This is a genomic window from Pseudoalteromonas sp. SCSIO_11900, from assembly GCF_000576475.1.
In the GTDB taxonomy this organism is placed as follows: domain Bacteria; phylum Pseudomonadota; class Gammaproteobacteria; order Enterobacterales; family Alteromonadaceae; genus Pseudoalteromonas; species Pseudoalteromonas tetraodonis.
This window is the reverse complement of the sequence record NZ_KK070023.1, coordinates 1,418,884-1,435,486: the sequence shown is the minus strand read 5'-3', so window position 1 is coordinate 1,435,486 and position 16,603 is coordinate 1,418,884. Positions and strand designations below refer to the sequence as shown.

At 40.5% G+C, this 16,603-nt stretch carries 17 protein-coding genes and 2 pseudogenes; 15 read left to right on the top strand and 4 right to left on the bottom strand.

The features are described from left to right. Positions 1-428: 428 nt before the first annotated feature. The 5 genes and pseudogenes from BG00_RS06655 to tnpA all read left to right on the top strand — a co-directional run. A complete protein-coding gene (locus BG00_RS06655) occupies positions 429-1,295 on the top strand; it encodes a DMT family transporter (protein ID WP_036981361.1) in 867 nt (288 codons plus the stop codon). Continuing rightward, positions 1,292-1,996, top strand: a complete 705-nt coding sequence (locus BG00_RS06650; protein ID WP_036981359.1) for a glycerophosphodiester phosphodiesterase — start codon at positions 1,292-1,294, stop codon at positions 1,994-1,996. The genes BG00_RS06655 and BG00_RS06650 overlap by 4 nt, the downstream gene beginning before the upstream one ends. Positions 1,997-2,054: 58 nt before the next feature. Continuing rightward, a complete protein-coding gene (locus BG00_RS06645) occupies positions 2,055-3,275 on the top strand; it encodes a methyl-accepting chemotaxis protein (protein WP_036981357.1) in 1,221 nt (406 codons plus the stop codon). A gap of 70 nt (positions 3,276-3,345) precedes the next feature. Then, positions 3,346-4,479, top strand: coding sequence for a tRNA epoxyqueuosine(34) reductase QueG (queG, locus tag BG00_RS06640; protein ID WP_016899494.1), 1,134 nt, complete (start codon positions 3,346-3,348; stop codon positions 4,477-4,479). Positions 4,480-4,700: 221 nt separating this feature from the next. Continuing rightward, positions 4,701-4,940, top strand: a pseudogene (gene tnpA, locus BG00_RS06635) (IS200/IS605 family transposase); the annotation flags it as partial. A gap of 311 nt (positions 4,941-5,251) precedes the next feature. Here the strand turns inward: tnpA and BG00_RS06630 are convergent. Then, entirely contained in the window at positions 5,252-5,740 is a 489-nt protein-coding gene (locus BG00_RS06630) for a GNAT family N-acetyltransferase (RefSeq protein ID WP_013464075.1), read from the bottom strand. Between the two features lie 88 nt (positions 5,741-5,828). On the opposite strand from BG00_RS06630, the gene BG00_RS06625 reads away from it, so the two are divergent. The 7 genes and pseudogenes from BG00_RS06625 (at position 5,829) to BG00_RS06595 (ending at position 11,542) form a co-directional block, all read left to right on the top strand. Beyond that, entirely contained in the window at positions 5,829-6,398 is a 570-nt protein-coding gene (locus BG00_RS06625) for a glutathione peroxidase (RefSeq protein WP_036981352.1), read from the top strand. A 76-nt stretch (positions 6,399-6,474) separates the two neighbouring features. Continuing rightward, positions 6,475-6,756, top strand: coding sequence for a peptidylprolyl isomerase (locus tag BG00_RS06620; RefSeq protein ID WP_008114778.1), 282 nt, complete (start codon positions 6,475-6,477; stop codon positions 6,754-6,756). A gap of 69 nt (positions 6,757-6,825) precedes the next feature. After that, positions 6,826-7,104, top strand: a complete 279-nt coding sequence (locus BG00_RS06615; RefSeq protein ID WP_036981350.1) for a glutathione S-transferase family protein — start codon at positions 6,826-6,828, stop codon at positions 7,102-7,104. 301 nt (positions 7,105-7,405) lie between these two features. After that, positions 7,406-7,723: pseudogene (locus BG00_RS06610) on the top strand (glutathione S-transferase family protein); the annotation flags it as partial. An 11-nt stretch (positions 7,724-7,734) separates the two neighbouring features. After that, entirely contained in the window at positions 7,735-8,085 is a 351-nt protein-coding gene (locus BG00_RS06605; RefSeq protein WP_013464070.1) for a DUF2750 domain-containing protein, read from the top strand. An 89-nt stretch (positions 8,086-8,174) separates the two neighbouring features. Beyond that, positions 8,175-8,855: a site-specific integrase gene (locus BG00_RS06600; RefSeq protein WP_036981348.1), complete on the top strand. Its 681-nt coding sequence runs from the start codon at positions 8,175-8,177 to the stop codon at positions 8,853-8,855. Positions 8,856-8,968: 113 nt separating this feature from the next. Further along, positions 8,969-11,542 carry a M1 family metallopeptidase gene (locus BG00_RS06595; protein WP_036981346.1) on the top strand — a complete coding sequence of 858 codons (2,574 nt, stop codon included), beginning with the start codon at positions 8,969-8,971 and terminating at the stop codon, positions 11,540-11,542. Between the two features lie 98 nt (positions 11,543-11,640). Here the strand turns inward: BG00_RS06595 and BG00_RS06590 are convergent, their stop codons facing one another. Together BG00_RS06590 and BG00_RS06585 are read right to left on the bottom strand one after the other, a co-directional pair. Beyond that, the gene (locus tag BG00_RS06590; protein WP_036981345.1) at positions 11,641-12,006 is read right to left on the bottom strand and encodes a hypothetical protein; all 366 of its coding nucleotides are present in this window, start codon (positions 12,004-12,006) and stop codon (positions 11,641-11,643) included. A 376-nt stretch (positions 12,007-12,382) separates the two neighbouring features. Then, positions 12,383-13,252 carry a TolB-like translocation protein gene (locus BG00_RS06585; RefSeq protein ID WP_036981343.1) on the bottom strand — a complete coding sequence of 290 codons (870 nt, stop codon included), beginning with the start codon at positions 13,250-13,252 and terminating at the stop codon, positions 12,383-12,385. A gap of 115 nt (positions 13,253-13,367) precedes the next feature. On the opposite strand from BG00_RS06585, the gene BG00_RS06580 reads away from it, so the two are divergent. Genes BG00_RS06580 through yjjG form a run of 3 tightly spaced genes read left to right on the top strand, consistent with a single transcriptional unit; the run spans position 13,368 to position 15,553 of the window. Further along, positions 13,368-14,267 carry a phosphoribulokinase gene (locus tag BG00_RS06580; protein WP_008114793.1) on the top strand — a complete coding sequence of 300 codons (900 nt, stop codon included), beginning with the start codon at positions 13,368-13,370 and terminating at the stop codon, positions 14,265-14,267. Positions 14,268-14,327: 60 nt separating this feature from the next. Next, complete coding sequence (yjjX, locus tag BG00_RS06575; RefSeq protein ID WP_036981341.1) at positions 14,328-14,867, top strand: inosine/xanthosine triphosphatase; 540 nt, start codon at positions 14,328-14,330, stop codon at positions 14,865-14,867. Positions 14,868-14,878: 11 nt separating this feature from the next. Further along, positions 14,879-15,553 (top strand): pyrimidine 5'-nucleotidase, encoded by a 675-nt coding sequence (gene yjjG / locus BG00_RS06570; protein ID WP_036981338.1) that lies wholly within the window; start codon positions 14,879-14,881, stop codon positions 15,551-15,553. Between the two features lie 103 nt (positions 15,554-15,656). Here the strand turns inward: yjjG and lpxC are convergent, their stop codons facing one another. Next, positions 15,657-16,568: a UDP-3-O-acyl-N-acetylglucosamine deacetylase gene (lpxC, locus tag BG00_RS06565; protein ID WP_013464062.1), complete on the bottom strand. Its 912-nt coding sequence runs from the start codon at positions 16,566-16,568 to the stop codon at positions 15,657-15,659. Positions 16,569-16,603 lie beyond the last annotated feature (35 nt).

Below are 16,603 nucleotides of genomic sequence, written 5' to 3'. Positions count from 1 at the left end.
GTACTTTTAGCTGCGCTTTTAGCACTTTTCATTACTTTTATAATTGTGAACTACCCATCGACGCCGCTTCGCGTCGAACAATGGGTTTTCTCGGAAAATTTCGATAAATACAAATAACATAAAAATGCATACGAACATAAAACAATCGACATAAGTGATAGTAAAACTTAGTGTTTTTTATATCCCCGCCCTCGGATCGGGCGAGGGTTTACGGCGAAACTGCTAAAAAATCGCTAATGCTTAAGCTTGTTAAAATTAAAGAATTCATAACACCCTCCAATATAAGTAAGGTAACTATGCCAGTGGGTAAATAGATAATAGTGTGAAGTGTCATTAACTTGGCTGACATTTGTCATGAAATAGAAAAATTCATCTTCTGAGTGTAAAAGCAATGCTAATATAGCCAAAAAAAGTGACCAGGAAATTTAATGCAGTCCCAACAACAAAGCTTAATTTACTTACACATTGCCGTACTTTTATTTGGCGGCACCGCCTTATTCGCAAAGCTAATTGGTTTGAGTGCATTAGATATTACCGCTTATCGTGCGGCTATCGCTGGGCTGGCAATTTGTGTGCTACTGTCTTTGCAAAAAAAACCAATTAAGCTGCATCGCGCTAAAGATTATGTGATTGCCATTTTATTAGGCATTGCCGTAGGTATTCACTGGGTAACCTATTTTGCAGGCATGCAATTGGCGGGAATTACCGTGGGCATGTTAGCCTTTTTTACCTATCCCGTGATCACGGTATTTTTAGAGCCCCTATTTAATAAAAGTAAGCCCAAAACAAAAGATATAATAAGTGCTGTGGTGGTGATTTTTGGCATTTATTTATTGATCCCTAACGTTAATTTAGGCGATGACATCACTTTAGGTGTTTTGACGGGCGTGGTATCAGCATTATTTTTTGCTCTTCGTAATATTACTCACAAACGCTACTTTAGCGAGTATGGTGGACCGCAAACCATGTTTTACCAAACCTTAGTCGCAAGCCTGATGCTATGTGCTTTTATTGAAGTGCCCATAACAGAAATTAATGATACTGATTTAATATTGCTGCTTATTGCCGGTGTGGTGTTTACTGCGATGCCGCATTCGTTATTTGCAGCGAGTTTAAAACATTTATCAGCAGCAACCGCTGGATTGATTTCTTGCTTACAACCTCTTTATGGCACAATACTGGCTATAATTATTCTGCACGAACGCCCCTCAGTGATGACCCTGATTGGTGGCGCACTGATTGTTAGTGCTGCGTGCTTTGAAACTTGGTCAATTTCACGGAAAAAGCAGCCATGAAAATATTTGCACATAGAGGCGCAAGCACACACTTCCCCGAAAATACGCAAAGCGCCATTTTAGCGGCGTTAAAAGCGAATGTAGATGGCATTGAGGTTGATGTACAAAGCGCGCTTGATGATTACGTTATTATTCATGATACCTACCTCGATAGAACCACTAATGGCAAAGGCAAAGTGTGCGACTTTAGTGCCCAGCAAATTAAACAGTTTGATGCCGGAAATGGCGAACAAATCCCTACTTTGCAGCAATTAATAAACTGGAATAATAACCAAACCTTACTCAATTTAGAGTTAAAACATACCTTTGAACTTGAAAAGTTTGTAACCGTGCTTGAAAGTAACATTACGAACAAAAAAATAACCGCAGACAATATTTTAGTTTCATCATTTAATCATCATCAACTACACTGGCTAAAGAGCCGTTTACCGTGGCTTAAAATTGGCGCACTTACTGCATCAATTCCATTGCAGTATGCAAAGTTTGCACAAGACTTACAGGCCTATAGCATTCATATTGACAAAAACTTTATGAACAAACCGTTTGTTGACGATGCCAAAATGCGCGGTTTACAAGTATTTGCTTACACCGTAGATGAAGTCGAAGATATTAAACTGATGCTTGCCTGTGGTGTTGATGGTATTTTTACTAACGACCCTGAACGAACTAAGCATTATTTAGCGCAATTAAATGAACTATAACTAATTATTTAATTGCCATTTATGCTATAAAAACAATAATTTAGTAGGCCACTATTTAATGAGTAGCTACATGCGTATTTATAATTTTTTAGAACAAACACTGTTTTATACTTTAACCCGAAAAATAGTTGGGAATTTAAGTTTTGTTTTTTTATTTCAAGCCATTACTTTGTTTTGGTTGCACAGTAACTTAACCGAAAACCAGCAAAGCACTGGCTTATTTTGGGTACTTGCGCTACTTATTATTGCAGGCTTTATTTTTACTATTTTTTATATGCGCTTTTTAATTGTGCGCCCGGTAAAAGCAATGCGCGATACGCTCATTAATATTAATCAACAAGATGCGAATTTAGCAGCCAAATTACCCCATTTCACGTTTGATGAATTTAGAGACTTAAGTGAGCAATACAATCAATTTACTACCCATTTAAATAGTTTATTAAGCACGACCTATACCAGCGCCCAAGAGAGTGTGCAGAGTAACAGCCAAGTAACGCAATCAATGCAACACACTGAACAATTGAGTGAGCAGCAAATTAATTTAAGCCACACCATTATTAATGCCAGTAACCAAATTACCCAAAGCCTGCAGGCTATAGTAAGCAACACTGATAACGTACATCAGGTCAATAATGAACACCTTAATTTTGTAAAGCTCTCTGCTGGTGAGCTATCAAAACTAGTTGAGCAGGTAAGGCTTATTAATGAAATGCTGGGTAGTTTTTCTAAAACGATTGCGGGCTTGAAAGAGAACAGCGAAAACATTCGCAGTATTTTAAAAATGGTTGAAGAGTTTTCGGATCAAACTAACTTATTAGCACTTAATGCAGCCATAGAAGCAGCACGCGCTGGTGAAGCGGGGCGAGGTTTTGCCGTGGTTGCCGATGAAGTTCGTACCCTATCGGTTAAAGTAAGCGACGCAACACGCCAAATTAGTGATTTTATTACCCAAATGAATGAGCTCGTTAATGAAACGAATAAAGAGTCAGAGCAATTAATAAACCACTCAAATAATGCGCAAACATCAATTAACACCACCTCTGATGGGTTTGGTAAAATGCTCAATGAGTTTGAACATAATCAACAACAATTGCAGCAAATAGCCAATGCCGTACACTTGCTCGAAGATACCCAAAACCAAACGCATGAATCGGTTGAGCAAATTGTGGCGCTAGGCGAACAAGCCAAGCAACAAATAGATACAGCACTGCATGATTCTGAACAATCACAAAAGCTAAGCCAACAAACCCAACAACAGTTAAAACGCTTTGTAGATTAGGCAATAACAATTTCACCCAAGCCGCGATTATGCTAAATTAAGCGGCTTGTCATTTAACTGTGTGAAGTATGTGAGCGACGTAAAACCAAACTATGAACAGCTAGCCCAGCAAATAAAATTATGGGGCCAACAACTTGGCTTTAGTGAAGTGGGCATTACTGACATTGATTTAACTAAGCATGAAGCACAGCTTCAGCGCTGGCTTGATGCAGGGTATCATGGTTCAATGGATTACATGGCTGCACATGGAATGAAACGCGCCCGCCCTAGCGAGCTAGTCCCTGGCACGCAACGAGTTATTTCAGTAAAAATGAATTACCTGCCGCCAGATTCAGGCTTTGCCAAAAACCTTAAAAATACCGAGAAAGCCTATATCAGCCGCTATGCGCTTGGCCGTGACTATCATAAGTTAATGCGTAATCGGCTCAAGCAATTAGGTAAAAAAATTGAACAGCAGGTAGGTGACTATGGCTTTAGGCCTTTTGTTGATTCAGCCCCTGTACTTGAACGTCAACTCGCTGAAAAAGCGGGATTAGGCTGGCGCGGAAAGCATTCTTTACTGATAAATAAAGAGGCGGGCTCTTGGTTTTTTTTAGGCGAGTTATTTGTAGATTTACCACTGCCTATTGATGATGAAAACACGTTCGAAGGTTGTGGTAAATGTGTTGCCTGCATAACCCTTTGCCCTACCGGCGCTATTGTAGAACCTTATGTGGTAGATGCACGTAAATGCATATCGTATTTAACCATAGAGCATCAAGGGGCTATTCCAGAGCAATACCGAACCTTAATGGGTAACCGCATTTATGGTTGCGATGATTGCCAGTTAGTGTGCCCATGGAATCGCTATGGACAAATTACCGACGAGCAAGACTTCCACCCCCGTACGCAATTAAAAAATAAAGACTTACTCGCGTTATTTGCCTGGGATGAAACTACCTTTTTAACAAATACCGAGGGCAGCCCTATTCGGCGCATTGGCCATGAGCGTTGGTTACGAAATATAGCGGTTGGCTTAGGCAACGCAGATTTTAGCCCAGCGATTATTCATGCACTTGAAGATAAACGCAAAACGGTCAGTGACATGGTGAATGAGCACATAGAATGGGCACTTACCCAGCAACATGATAAACAAAGACAAAAGCTGCGTAAAACAGCACGGCTAATACGGATTGTTGAAAAAGGCCTACCCAGAGACGCGTAAGCCTATTGCCTAAAAGAACGCGACATAAAGTCGCTGATACAAGCTATCTGCCTAATCGTAGCAAGGAATTTACCCCGCGCCTCGCAGCCCGTAACCCGCACCTTTAAGCTTTGTCTGTAATCACTCTCTTTACGAGCTCTTTGCTCTCTTTGTGCATAATTTACTAATATCTGATTTAACACAGAGAAGAAAATGAGAAGCCACAATTAAAGTACAGATCCGAGATGGAGGTGGACAAAGATCATATACACATATTGCTAACGATTTCTCCAAATATCAGCGTTGCGAATTACGTTAGGAGAATTAAACAATCTACAACGCAAAGTCTATGGTCGAGATTTAAATGGTTTAAAAAGCAATTCTGGGTTAAAAAGACAGTTTGGTCTGACGGATATTTTGTTTGCTCTGTTGGAAATGCGGCTGCTGATACAATTCGAAAATACATTCAAGAGCAGGGCTAACTATTCCGATTCATCCCATCGACGCCGCTTCGCGTCGAACAATGGGTTTTCTCGGAAAATTTCGATAAAAAAATGATTGAGAAGTCGCTTTCTCAACAACTATCGATACGACATCGGTTGGCAGCCAATTAGTTCTAATAACACTTTTAAGCGCATAGCAATCATGCTACTGCTATCAATAATAAGTATTTTTCTCGCCATTTAGACACACTTTAAAGAGTTAATTAAACACCTTTTCAGCATAGTCTAGAATTTTTGGTTTAGCATAATCACCTACGTAAAAGTGAATTTTGCTTCCTTTTGTTATAGTACTAGGTTAAATGCTTACCAAAAATAGTTAGGCTGTACAGCTGATTGTCCATTCTTGCTACGTTAGGCAGCTCTCCCCATACTGCAAAATCAAAATGCTTAAATAATTTAATGCTCGGTTCGTTGTGACTAAAAATAAACCCAAGTAATACTTCGATATTAAGCTGCTTGGCTTGTTGTTGTGCAAATTGCATCAGCTTTTTACCCAACCCTTTTCCTTGGGCTGCTGCCGTAATGTAAATGCTTAACTCAACGGTGCCATCGTAAGCTGGGCGGCCATAAAACGATTTATAACTAAGCCACGCTAATACTTGGTTGTTCTCACAGTAAACAAAAATAGGCCGTTGAGCAGTATGGCTATCAAACCAAGGTTGTTTATCAGCGACGGTCACCTCTTCGGTATCGGCGGTGACCATTCGACTAGGGATAGTTTCATTGTAAATAGCAACAATGGCAGTTAAATCATCAGGTTTTGCTAAACGTATAGTCATAGAAAATAAAGTAAAATTGATCAAATTAGCCTATAGTAGCGTATGATAAGTTACATAAGTACTCTAATAACGCACTTAAGGTAATAGCATGATAAAAAAAATAATACCTGGTTTAACCCTCGCGTTAAGTTATGTTTCGCTAAATACATATGCCGCAGACTTGCCCACCCCTTCATTAGATGCAAACACCTGCAATGACTTCACGAATGTTTCACTTAGAAAGTTGCGCTCAACTGAAACCATTAACTTATGTGATTTTAAGAACCAGCCTCTTTTAATTGTTAACACTGCGAGTAACTGCGGTTTTACGCCGCAATTTGAAGGTTTAGAAGCACTTTATAATAAATACAAAGACGAAGGCTTGGTGGTATTAGGCTTTCCATCAGATGATTTTTTTCAAGAAGAGAACGATGAAAAAGATACCGCAAAAGTGTGTTATGTAAATTATGGTGTTACCTTCCCTATGCTGGCCACCAGCGCAGTACGTGGTAGTGACGCAAACCCTATTTTTAAGCATTTAAACGCTCAAACCAGTTCACCAAACTGGAACTTTTATAAATACGTGGTATCGGCCGATCGCAAAACGATTACGCGCTTTAACAGCCGCGTAGCACCGGATTCAGCAAAACTAGAAAGCGCAATCAAAAGTGCATTTTAACTTTGTGTTTTCAGTTTAACCTTACTAAGATGTTGCTATCAAATTTAAAAAACTAAACTTACAGGTAGGAGAACTTATGGCAGTTGCAAGTGCAAGGCACATACTCGTAGACAGTGAAGCACAATGTTTAGACCTTAAAGATAAAATTGAGCAAGGTGAAGACTTTGCAGAACTCGCTAAACTGCACTCTAATTGTCCATCAGGTCAAGATGGTGGTGCATTAGGTGAGTTTGGCCCAGGTATGATGGTGCCTGAATTTGATAAGGTGGTATTTTCAGCGCCGCTAAATCAAGTACAAGGCCCTGTACAAACACAGTTTGGTTACCATTTATTAGAAGTAACCAGCCGCTCAGAGTAAGTAAATCGATTTATTAATAAAGCCGCATCAGCGGCTTTTTATTTATGTGGAGTTGGCAAAAGCCCCATTATGCAACTATTTGGCTCTATTACTTCCCCTTATGTTCGCCGTATTAGAATCTGGGCACAACAAAACAATTGTGCGCTTGAATTTATTAATCTAGATATTTTTTCTAAAGGCGATCGGCCGTTGGTAGTCACAAAAAATCCAGCAGCCAAAATCCCTATATTGGTCGATGACACGCTTACCCTAAGTGATTCAAATACCATACTGCGTTATTTACTTGAAAAAACCAAGCAACCCCCACTTACATGGCCTCAAGAGCACTTTTTAATTAGGGCCTGTTGATCTTTCAAGGTTAAATTTACAGCAATCTGTTTGGTATTTAGGCAAGGCAGAGCCTATGTGGTGTGGTTATTCCCCATAAATAGGCGATAACGTAGCATTAATGCCAAACAGGCGCTGCCCGAAGGGTTCTGCCTAGGGGCGATTAACTCTTTGTTGCCTACATGGATGTAGGTAAGGGGCGTGAGCAGGACGCGGAAGCTTTGCTCGGTTTTTACTTAGCCCACTAGGTTACAAACCTCGCGCCGCGATTAAATCGCCCCTAGTTTGAAGAAATTTTAATCCGTAAAGGTCAACAGGCCCTAGCATCAATGCCTGCAATGATTCATTGGTTGAATTACTGTTATGCCAACGTTCTGGATTTGATACGCAAGCCGATAAGCTGTTTTTTAATCTGCAAAATGAGCGAGTTGCGCAAACATTACACTATTTAAATGATCATTTATGCGATGATGAATTTAAAAGCTGTGAATGTCTCAACATCAGTTTATACTGCTTACTTGATTGGATATGCTTTCGTGAACTCACTGATTTTAGCGCGCAGCCGCAATTAGTTAAGTTTTATGAAGCGTTTAGTCAGCGTCAAGCGGCTAAAAATACCAACCCTCGACTTAAATTTTAAAAGGTGGATACATGAGCGATATCGAAATTGAATCACAACTAGTTAGCTTTGTAGAAAAAGTACGTGTTAGTGAGCAGATCTGGGCACTGGGTGCCGATGATGGTGGCTTTGTTGTATGTGAGTCAAATCAGTTTGACGACACCGATGTACTTTTACTGTGGGAATCACAAGACGCAGCACAAGCACAATGTAAAGAAGAGTGGCAAGACTACAGCCCTGTAGAAATAAACCTTGATGAGTTTTTAGATGATTGGGTTGAAGACCTTAAATCAGATGATGCTCTGGTTGGTTTAAATTGGAATGACGATCAGGTGTGTGTAGAAATTGAACCAGTTGGTTTAGCTCGCGCGCTAAGCGAATAAGTTTTAGGCGTTAGTTTGCTGACATTATCCCAACTAACAGCAATGGTTAGTTGGGGTATAAAAATAATAAAAACTGTCAAGGTAATACGTTGAAAACCCATCTTGGTCGTCGTCCATTTTCAGCTATGGAGCTGCATACGCTCTATAACGGATATATTTATAGTGATACACGGCTTGCCCGCGAACAAGCTAAACACTGGCATTTTTGGCTGCCCTTAATTGCTTATTACAGTGGCGCTTACAGTGATGAAATTGGCTGCTTAACCCTTGATGACCTAATACTTAAAAATAATATACTCTGTTTTAGTTTTCATACCCACGGTAAAATTAAGCCACGTTTAGTGCCTGTTCATCATGCCCTTATTAGTGCCGGATTTAATGACTATTTAGCTTATGTAGAAGCGCAAAACTACTCCCGTTTAATGTTTGATCTTCCCGCTAAAACAGGGCGCTATAGCGAAAAAGTGCGCATATGGTTTTCAGGAGAGGGTGAACGCGCAGGATATTTGCAAAAATGTGCAATTCCTTCGGTGGATCAATTCGGTATGAAAACCGCCATTAGTAGTTTACGGCTTAACTTTGAACAGCAAATTCGTATTTATGCCCTGCAAGCAGGCAACAAAGACTGCTTTAATTACTTAATGGGCTTTAATGATTACCCTCATGATAACTTTAACGATATAGCCTTGTTAAATAAGGTGCTACAACAGATCCGGGTTATCAATTCCCATATTCATTGGCAGCGGTTTTTAGCCCGAGATAGCCACTGACAAACTTTGTTACTCTTTTCCTTAGCGATCTGCGCTTACTCTAATAAAAAAGCTGTTAAGATGAAGAGCCGTCTATATGACTGTTTCTAACAACAAAAAATCTAGGGATAACTATGTTTTTAAAAAGCCTCTTAACCGTGAGTGTTGCGCTTGCAATGAATGCTGCTCACGCTAACGAATTCGTCATTGAAAAACTCGCAAAGCCAAGTTCACAAAAAGTCACTTTAACGCTCGACCCAAGTCAGGATACCTTTACAGGAATGACCGAGATCAGCTTAGAAGTGCTCAAACCAACACACTACATTGAACTTAATGGTGTTGATTATGCAACTAAAATGGTGCAACTACTAGGTGAGCAAAACTGTGATTTAAACAGCGAAATGCTTAAAACAGGTAAAGTTAAATTTAGCTGTGAAGAGCAAATTCAGCCAGGTAAATACACCTTAAAAATAGATTTTTCAGCGCCTTATAACCGCCAGAGTGTGGGGTTATATAAAACCCTAGATCAAGGCGTTCCGTACTTGTTCACGCAATTTGAAATGAGTGATGCGCGCCGTGCATTTCCGGTGTTTGACGAACCAAGCTATAAAATTCCGTTTCAGTTAACCATTACCGCCCCCACCTCACAAAAAGTGTATTCAAATACACCTGAGCTAAAAACGACGGTGAATGGCGATATGACCACCCATTACTTTGATAAAACGCCACCAATTCCATCTTACTTAGTGGCTATGGCTGTAGGTCCATTTGAAGAGCTAGAAATTAAAGGCATGCCTATTCCTGGGCGTGTGATCACCCCACAAGGTAAAATTCATTTAGCGCAATATGCAAAAGAGAACATGCCTAAAGTACTGGGCGCACTTGAAGACTACTTTGGTATTCCTTATGTATATAAAAAGCTAGATTCAGTGGCTGTTCCAGAGTTTCCGTTTGGCGCTATGGAAAACTCTGGCTTAGTGACTTACCGCGAAGATATTCTTCTGGTTGATTTAGAAGCTGCAACGCGTAGTAAAAAACAACGTAATGTCTCTATTATTGCCCATGAATTAGCTCACCAATGGTACGGTAACTTAGTGACTATGAAGTGGTGGAACGACTTATGGTTAAACGAGGCGTTTGCAAGCTGGATGGCGGCAAAAATTACTAAGCAGCTTAATCCTGAGTTTGAATCACACCTAGATTTACCACAAAACAACGTAATGGCGTTAGATGCACGTTTAAGCACTAAGCCAATTCGTAAACCAATTAAAACCGAAGCCGATATTATGGATGGTTTAGGCCTTGCCTACAGCAAAGGCAGCTCAGTACTGGCGATGGTTGAAAACTGGATTGGCGAAGAGGCATTTCAAGCTGGTATTCAGAACTACTTAAAAGAATTCTCCTATAAAAATGCAGAAGCTGCCGATTTATGGGAAGCACTTGGTAAGGCTTCAAATAAAGATGTAGCGAGCGTTTTAAAATCGTTTATTGAACAGTCGTCATTCCCGCTAATTAACGTTAAGCAGCAAGGTAAGAGCATCACGATTTCGCAAAGTCGTTTTGCCAATGCCGGTGTTGAAGCCCCTGCTCAACTGTGGAATGTACCGGTTGCAATTAAATATGGTGCTGGCGATAAAGTACAAACAGCCAATGTATTATTAAATAAACAAAGCCAAACGCTAGCATTAGACTTTGAACCAGAGTGGATTTATCCAGATCAAGGCGCGCTAGGTTATTACCGTTGGGTAATGGATGATGCGCAATTTAATGCGCTAATAGATAATGCAGCTACGGTATTAAACGACCGTGAACGCTTAGCCCTATTATCGGCAACAGATGCCCTACTTAATGCCGGTGTCATTTCAGCGGCTAAGCTGATGCAAACGCTTGAAGTTTTTGCCAGCGATAGTCATCCTCGCGTGGCTAATACTGCTTTAGGTTATTTAGCGTCACAGCAGCGTACTTTTAAAGACGATAGCAATAAAGATTTATGGCCTACGTTTATTCAAAATGCGGTGATGCCTGCCGCTAAAAAATATGGCCTAGAAGCAAAAATGGGCGAAGATGGTGCAGTAGCTCAACTTCGTGCCGCGGTGGTATCACGCTTAGGGTTTGATGGTGAAGATAAAAATGTGATCAATAAAGCCAAACAGCAAACACAAGCTTACCTAAACGATCCACAAAAGGTAGACCCTTATTTAGCAGCTACTTATTTACGTCTTGCGGCTTTTCATGGGGATAAGGCGTTGCTAGATCAGTTTATGACAACCTTTAAAACCACCAAAGATCCACAAGTGCGAACCAATATGCTGGCAGCAATGGGTTACTTTGGTAAACCAGAACTACAAAAAGCGGTACTGGCGTATAGCTTAACAGACGAAGTAACGGCTTCTGATATGCGTACTATTTTATCGGGACAGAGTTACACCGATGAACGCCAAGCACTGTTTATTGATTGGGTTTATAACAACTACGATAAAGTAACAGCAAGCTTGCCACCATTTTTTGTGCCTAACTTACCTTACTTTACTACCGCCAGCTGTGACGCTGACAGTTTAGCTACAACGCAAAGTTTCTTTGACGCTAAACTGGAAGCTGTACCCGGTTATGCGCGTACGTTAAGTAAACTTGCAGAGAGCACTAATGACTGTATTGCACTTAAAAACCGCGAACTGAAATCAGTCAATAGCTTTTTAAATAGTAAATAAACTAAAGGTTAAGGGTTAAGGGTTAAGGGTTAAGGGTTAAGGGTTAAAGGTTAAAGATTTTATCTTGCACCTTTTGCCTTTAGCCCTGCACCACTCTATTAACCGCCAATAATCATCGTTAGCTTTGCTATAAACTCTTTCGCTGCTTGCTCAGAGTTAATTTTAAAGGCTACCCCATAATGAATAGGCTGCGTACTTTTATAAATACGGGTAGGAAAACGGGTCATTTCACTGCTATGAAAATAGCCTTGAGTACGCACAACCCCATCAATATCAGTAAAGTCATCGCTAAACACTTCAAATGCAGGGCGGATCACAATTTTACCTTTACCTGTTTCCGCATGGGTGTAAAACGCCTCTTTAGAGTTTACTAGCATATACTCAGCTATGTTTTTTATTTTAAAGTTACTTCTACACTCTAGTTTGATCAGCTGCTCGGTTAACTCGTCTGCACTAAATGCCACGTGACTTTCCTTTTTATTTAATAGTTAGGGTCTGATGACCTTTCAAGGTTGAATTTGCAGCAGTCTGTTTGGTATTTAGGCAAGGTAAAGCCTATGTGGTGTGGTTATTCCCCATAAATAGGCGATAATGCAGCATCAATGCCAAACAGGCACTGCCCTTCGGGTTCTGCCTAGGGGCGATTTACTCTTTGTTGCCTACATGGATGTAGGTAAGGGGCGTGAGCAGGACGCGTAAGCTTTGCTCAGTTTTGACTTAGCCCACTAGGTTACAAACCTCGCGCCGCGATTAAACCGCCCCTAGTTTGAACAAATTGTAATCCGCAAAGGTCAACAGACCCTAGACTAACTCATGCATGAGTGAAAGTCCGAAATTTATTTATTCACTACACACAAAAGCTAATTGCTGATTTTTATAACTCAACCGGCTTATTTCAGTATCGCAATATTGGCTTAAATCAAGCCACTGCGATATAGCTGAGCCACGTGTTAATTTGCGCTGGTAAACACGGTTTTTAATTGCGTAAGCAATGGTATTTTCATCTTTTAAGATGAAATCTTGTACTTGGTTTGGCAGTCTAAGTATATCGGTAACTTGCTTAGTCTGTGGATCAAAACGCGCTAAGTGATGCTGCCCGTGTTTACTATGGCTAAATAAAAACTCAGCCTGCGCTTTATTATAAATAAGCGTACGACCAATATCGCTTGCTACCACCTCACTTTTTGCCGCAGCAACCGAGGTATATTGCAGCGTGTGTGGTTCGCCTAAAATAAACATCACTAAATCGTTGTTACTTCCCCAAGCGTGATAGCCTACAGGTTCAATCCAATCAAAAATACGACTTGCAGCCAACTCGGGTGCCAACGGATATTGCCATAGTTTTTGTTTACCATCGTCTTCAACGACAATCGCCGATAAGTGCTGCCCATCCGGTGTTAAAGTGGGCGAGTATTCACTTTGTGGCGTATTAGTGACCATAGACGTTTGTTTTGATGATAAGTTGTAAAGCGCAATATCTGTTTGACTCTGGTCATTACTGATTATTTCTCGGGTATAGTATAGGCCGGTGTCGGTTAAATGGGGTTGATTGTTATAGCTCGTTTTATCACTAACAATGCTTACACGTATACCATGCGGAGAATTTAAATCGGCGAGCAAAATTTGGCTTTTAGGCATACTTGCCTGAGCAATATCTAGCGTTAAAGCATTTATAGCTATAAGCCCTAACAATGGTTTAATCAGTTTCATGCTTTCTCTCGTTTTAATTTTAAGCACCTCATGATAACGTTATTTACTGATGACGTCACTTGACCTAAGTCAGTCAACTCTTTATAACTAACGGGTCATAAAAAAGAGAACAAACATGTCAGCTAAACACCCTATTATTGCAATCACCGGCTCATCTGGAGCGGGCACAACGACCACCACTAACGCCGTGAAGCATATTTTCCGTAGCCTTGATATCAATGCGGCATTTATCGAAGGTGATAGCTTTCATCGTTATACACGTCCTGAAATGGACAAAAAAATTCGTGAAGCACAACAAGAAAGTAAACACATTAGCTATTTTGGCCGAGAAGCTAACGACTTTGGCGCCTTAGAAGACTTATTTACTAAATACGGTGAAACCGGCGAAGGAAAACTTCGTCGTTATTTACACACCTTTGATGAAGCCGTGCCTTATAACCAGCTACCTGGGACATTTACCCCATGGCAAGAACTTGAGCAAAATACAGACCTGATGTTTTACGAGGGTCTACATGGCGGTGTAGTTGATGAAGATCATGATGTTGCTAAACATGTTGATTTACTCATAGGCATGGTGCCTATTATTAACCTTGAATGGATCCAAAAACTCATTCGCGACACCTCAGAACGCGGCCATTCTCGTGAAAAAGTCATGGATTCTATTGTGCGCAGTATGGATGACTACATTAATCATATAACGCCGCAATTTTCTCGTACCCATATTAACTTTCAGCGAGTCCCCACCGTTGATACTTCCAACCCATTTAGCGCAAAAGATATCCCCTCCCTTGATGAAAGCTTTGTTGTGATTCGCTTTAGAGGGATTGATGATGTTGATTTTCCGTATTATTTGCGGATGATTGAAGGCAGTTTTATGTCGCGTATAAACACCTTAGTGGTGCCTGGTGGTAAAATGGGTCTCGCGATGGAACTGGTGCTCACGCCTCTGATAAAAGATATTATTTTGAAAAAACGCGCCTTAGCAAAGTTAGCACCGCCTGAAATTCCTATTTAGACTCTTTTTTGTGAACTCTAACTCACGTACACTGCTGATTTTAAGTATGACGAGTTTAATATGTCGCAATCAATTAAAATTATTGTTGGGTCTAAAAACCCAGTAAAAATCAATGCCGCTAAACATATTTTTGCGATGTATTTTCCTGAGCATGTAATCGAATGTAGTGGCGTTCACGCGCCCTCAGAAGTACCCGATCAACCCTTAGGTGAAGAGCAAACCTGCTTAGGGGCTCAAAATCGCGTTAATTACTGTAAAAGCCACTATCAGGCAGACTACTATATGGCGATGGAAGGTGGTGCAGCGCAATTTAGTTATGGTGCAGCAACCTTTGCCTATGTAGTTATTGATAATGGCGCACAGCAAGTTACAGGCCGAAGCAGTAACTTACCCCTGCCCGCTGTGTTTTATAAAGCATTGCTTCAAGGTGAAGAGCTTGGTGACGTGATGGATAAAGCTTTTAATACCACCAATATTAAACAGCAAGGGGGTGCTATTGGCTTATTAACTGATCATCATGCAACACGAGAAAGTACCTATACTCAAGCGCTGACACTCGCCATGGCGCCTTTCCTTAATCCCACTCTATATAATCAATAACGGATGTTTTAATGAAGTATAACTACGTATTATTTGATGCCGACGAAACCTTATTTAGCTTTAATGCCTTTGCTGGCCTTAAAAACATGCTAGCAACCTATGACATGGATTTTACCGAGGCAGATTATGCCCATTATCAAAACACCAATAAGTCACTATGGATTGCTTATCAAAACAACGAGATCACCTCAAGTCACTTACAAGTAACTCGTTTTAGCGAACTGGCAAATAAACTAGATGTGCCAGCTCAACAGCTCAATGATGATTTTTTATCAGCAATGGCCGAAATTTGTATGCCTTTACCCGGCGCCGTTGAATTATTAAATGCCCTTAAACCCCATGCCAAGCTGGGCATTATTACCAATGGTTTTTCTCAGTTACAAGCACGTCGCCTAGCGCATACGGGGCTGCAAGATATGTTTGACTGGTTAGTTATTTCTGAGCAAGTTGGCATTGCTAAACCTGCAAAAGAGATATTTGAGCACACCTTTAACTTAATGGGTAATCCACCGAAAGAGCAAATTTTAATGGTCGGTGATACCGCCAGCAGTGATATTCTTGGCGGTCAAAATGTGGGCATTGACACTTGTTGGCTGCAACATCCTGGCGTGAACTTGCCTGAGGGAATTAAACCAACATATCAGGTAACCCAGCTTAAACAGTTGAAAACTATATTAGGACTTTGATAATAAAAGGCTGAGTGTAATTTAGCTGTTTAGCTAATTAACAAACAAAAAAATGACGCTAATAAGCGTCATTTTTTATAACTGTATATAAGTAATTAACTAATTAGGCGTTAGCTAGCTCAAGGCCGGGTGCAGGCATGGTCACAGGCGTTTCAAAGGTTGCCCACTCCCATGCTGACTCAGTTGCCATAATTTTGCGTAGTAACTTATTATTTAAATCATGACCTGATTTAAATGCGGTTACTTTGCCTAAAAGATTGTGACCTGTCATAAACATGTCACCTACACAGTCTAGTATCTTATGCTTGACGAACTCGTCTGCGTAACGCAAACCGTTCGGGTTTAAAACTTTAAATTCATCAAGTACCACTGCGCTATCCATGCTGCCACCTAGTGCTAGGTTGTTCGCATGCATGTATTCAATGTCTTTCATAAAGCCAAAAGTACGCGCACGGCTTATCTCTTCAGTAAAACTTTGTGCCGTAATATCTAAACCAACACGTTGGCGGCTTTCATTGATTGCAGGGTGATCGAAGGCAATTTCGAAATCGATGTGGAATCCGTCGTAAGGTTCTACTTCGGCCCATTTATCACCTTCTTCAATACGTACTTTTTCTTTTATACGAATAAAGCGTTTTGCAACATTTTGCTCTTCAATGCCGCCTTTTTGTAATAAATAAATGAATGGCAATGCACTTCCATCCATTATTGGTACTTCTGAGCTATCAAGTTCAACAATTAAATTGTCGATACCCATTGCCGCAACCGCCGCAATTAAGTGCTCAGTAGTCGATAAGCGAACGCCATCTTTGTTAATTAAACAGGTACACAATTGCGTATCACCAACGGCTTCAGGTGTTGTTTCAAAATCAACAACCGGATCAAGGTCGACACGACGAAATACAATCCCAGTATTTGCGCTCGCAGGTCGGAGAGTTATTGTGACCTTCTCACCTTTATGAAGTCCAATTCCTATGGCTTTGACTACTTGTGCAATCGTACGCTGTTTAATCATAGGTTCGCTCACTTTAGTATATATTACAGTTAGAC

What these genes read in the sequence shown, in the direction of transcription:
- BG00_RS06655 (WP_036981361.1), top strand. Translation starts at nt 429, where the DNA reads ATGCAGTCCCAACAACAAAGCTTAATTTACTTACACATTGCCGTACTT.
- BG00_RS06595 (WP_036981346.1), top strand. Translation starts at nt 8,969, where the DNA reads ATGTTTTTAAAAAGCCTCTTAACCGTGAGTGTTGCGCTTGCAATGAAT.
- BG00_RS06630 (WP_013464075.1), bottom strand. Translation starts at nt 5,740, where the DNA reads ATGACTATACGTTTAGCAAAACCTGATGATTTAACTGCCATTGTTGCT.
- BG00_RS06650 (WP_036981359.1), top strand. Translation starts at nt 1,292, where the DNA reads ATGAAAATATTTGCACATAGAGGCGCAAGCACACACTTCCCCGAAAAT.
- BG00_RS06615 (WP_036981350.1), top strand. Translation starts at nt 6,826, where the DNA reads ATGCAACTATTTGGCTCTATTACTTCCCCTTATGTTCGCCGTATTAGA.
- BG00_RS06645 (WP_036981357.1), top strand. Translation starts at nt 2,055, where the DNA reads ATGAGTAGCTACATGCGTATTTATAATTTTTTAGAACAAACACTGTTT.
- yjjG (WP_036981338.1), top strand. Translation starts at nt 14,879, where the DNA reads ATGAAGTATAACTACGTATTATTTGATGCCGACGAAACCTTATTTAGC.
- BG00_RS06605 (WP_013464070.1), top strand. Translation starts at nt 7,735, where the DNA reads ATGAGCGATATCGAAATTGAATCACAACTAGTTAGCTTTGTAGAAAAA.
- BG00_RS06585 (WP_036981343.1), bottom strand. Translation starts at nt 13,252, where the DNA reads ATGAAACTGATTAAACCATTGTTAGGGCTTATAGCTATAAATGCTTTA.
- yjjX (WP_036981341.1), top strand. Translation starts at nt 14,328, where the DNA reads ATGTCGCAATCAATTAAAATTATTGTTGGGTCTAAAAACCCAGTAAAA.
- BG00_RS06580 (WP_008114793.1), top strand. Translation starts at nt 13,368, where the DNA reads ATGTCAGCTAAACACCCTATTATTGCAATCACCGGCTCATCTGGAGCG.
- lpxC (WP_013464062.1), bottom strand. Translation starts at nt 16,568, where the DNA reads ATGATTAAACAGCGTACGATTGCACAAGTAGTCAAAGCCATAGGAATT.
- BG00_RS06620 (WP_008114778.1), top strand. Translation starts at nt 6,475, where the DNA reads ATGGCAGTTGCAAGTGCAAGGCACATACTCGTAGACAGTGAAGCACAA.
- BG00_RS06625 (WP_036981352.1), top strand. Translation starts at nt 5,829, where the DNA reads ATGATAAAAAAAATAATACCTGGTTTAACCCTCGCGTTAAGTTATGTT.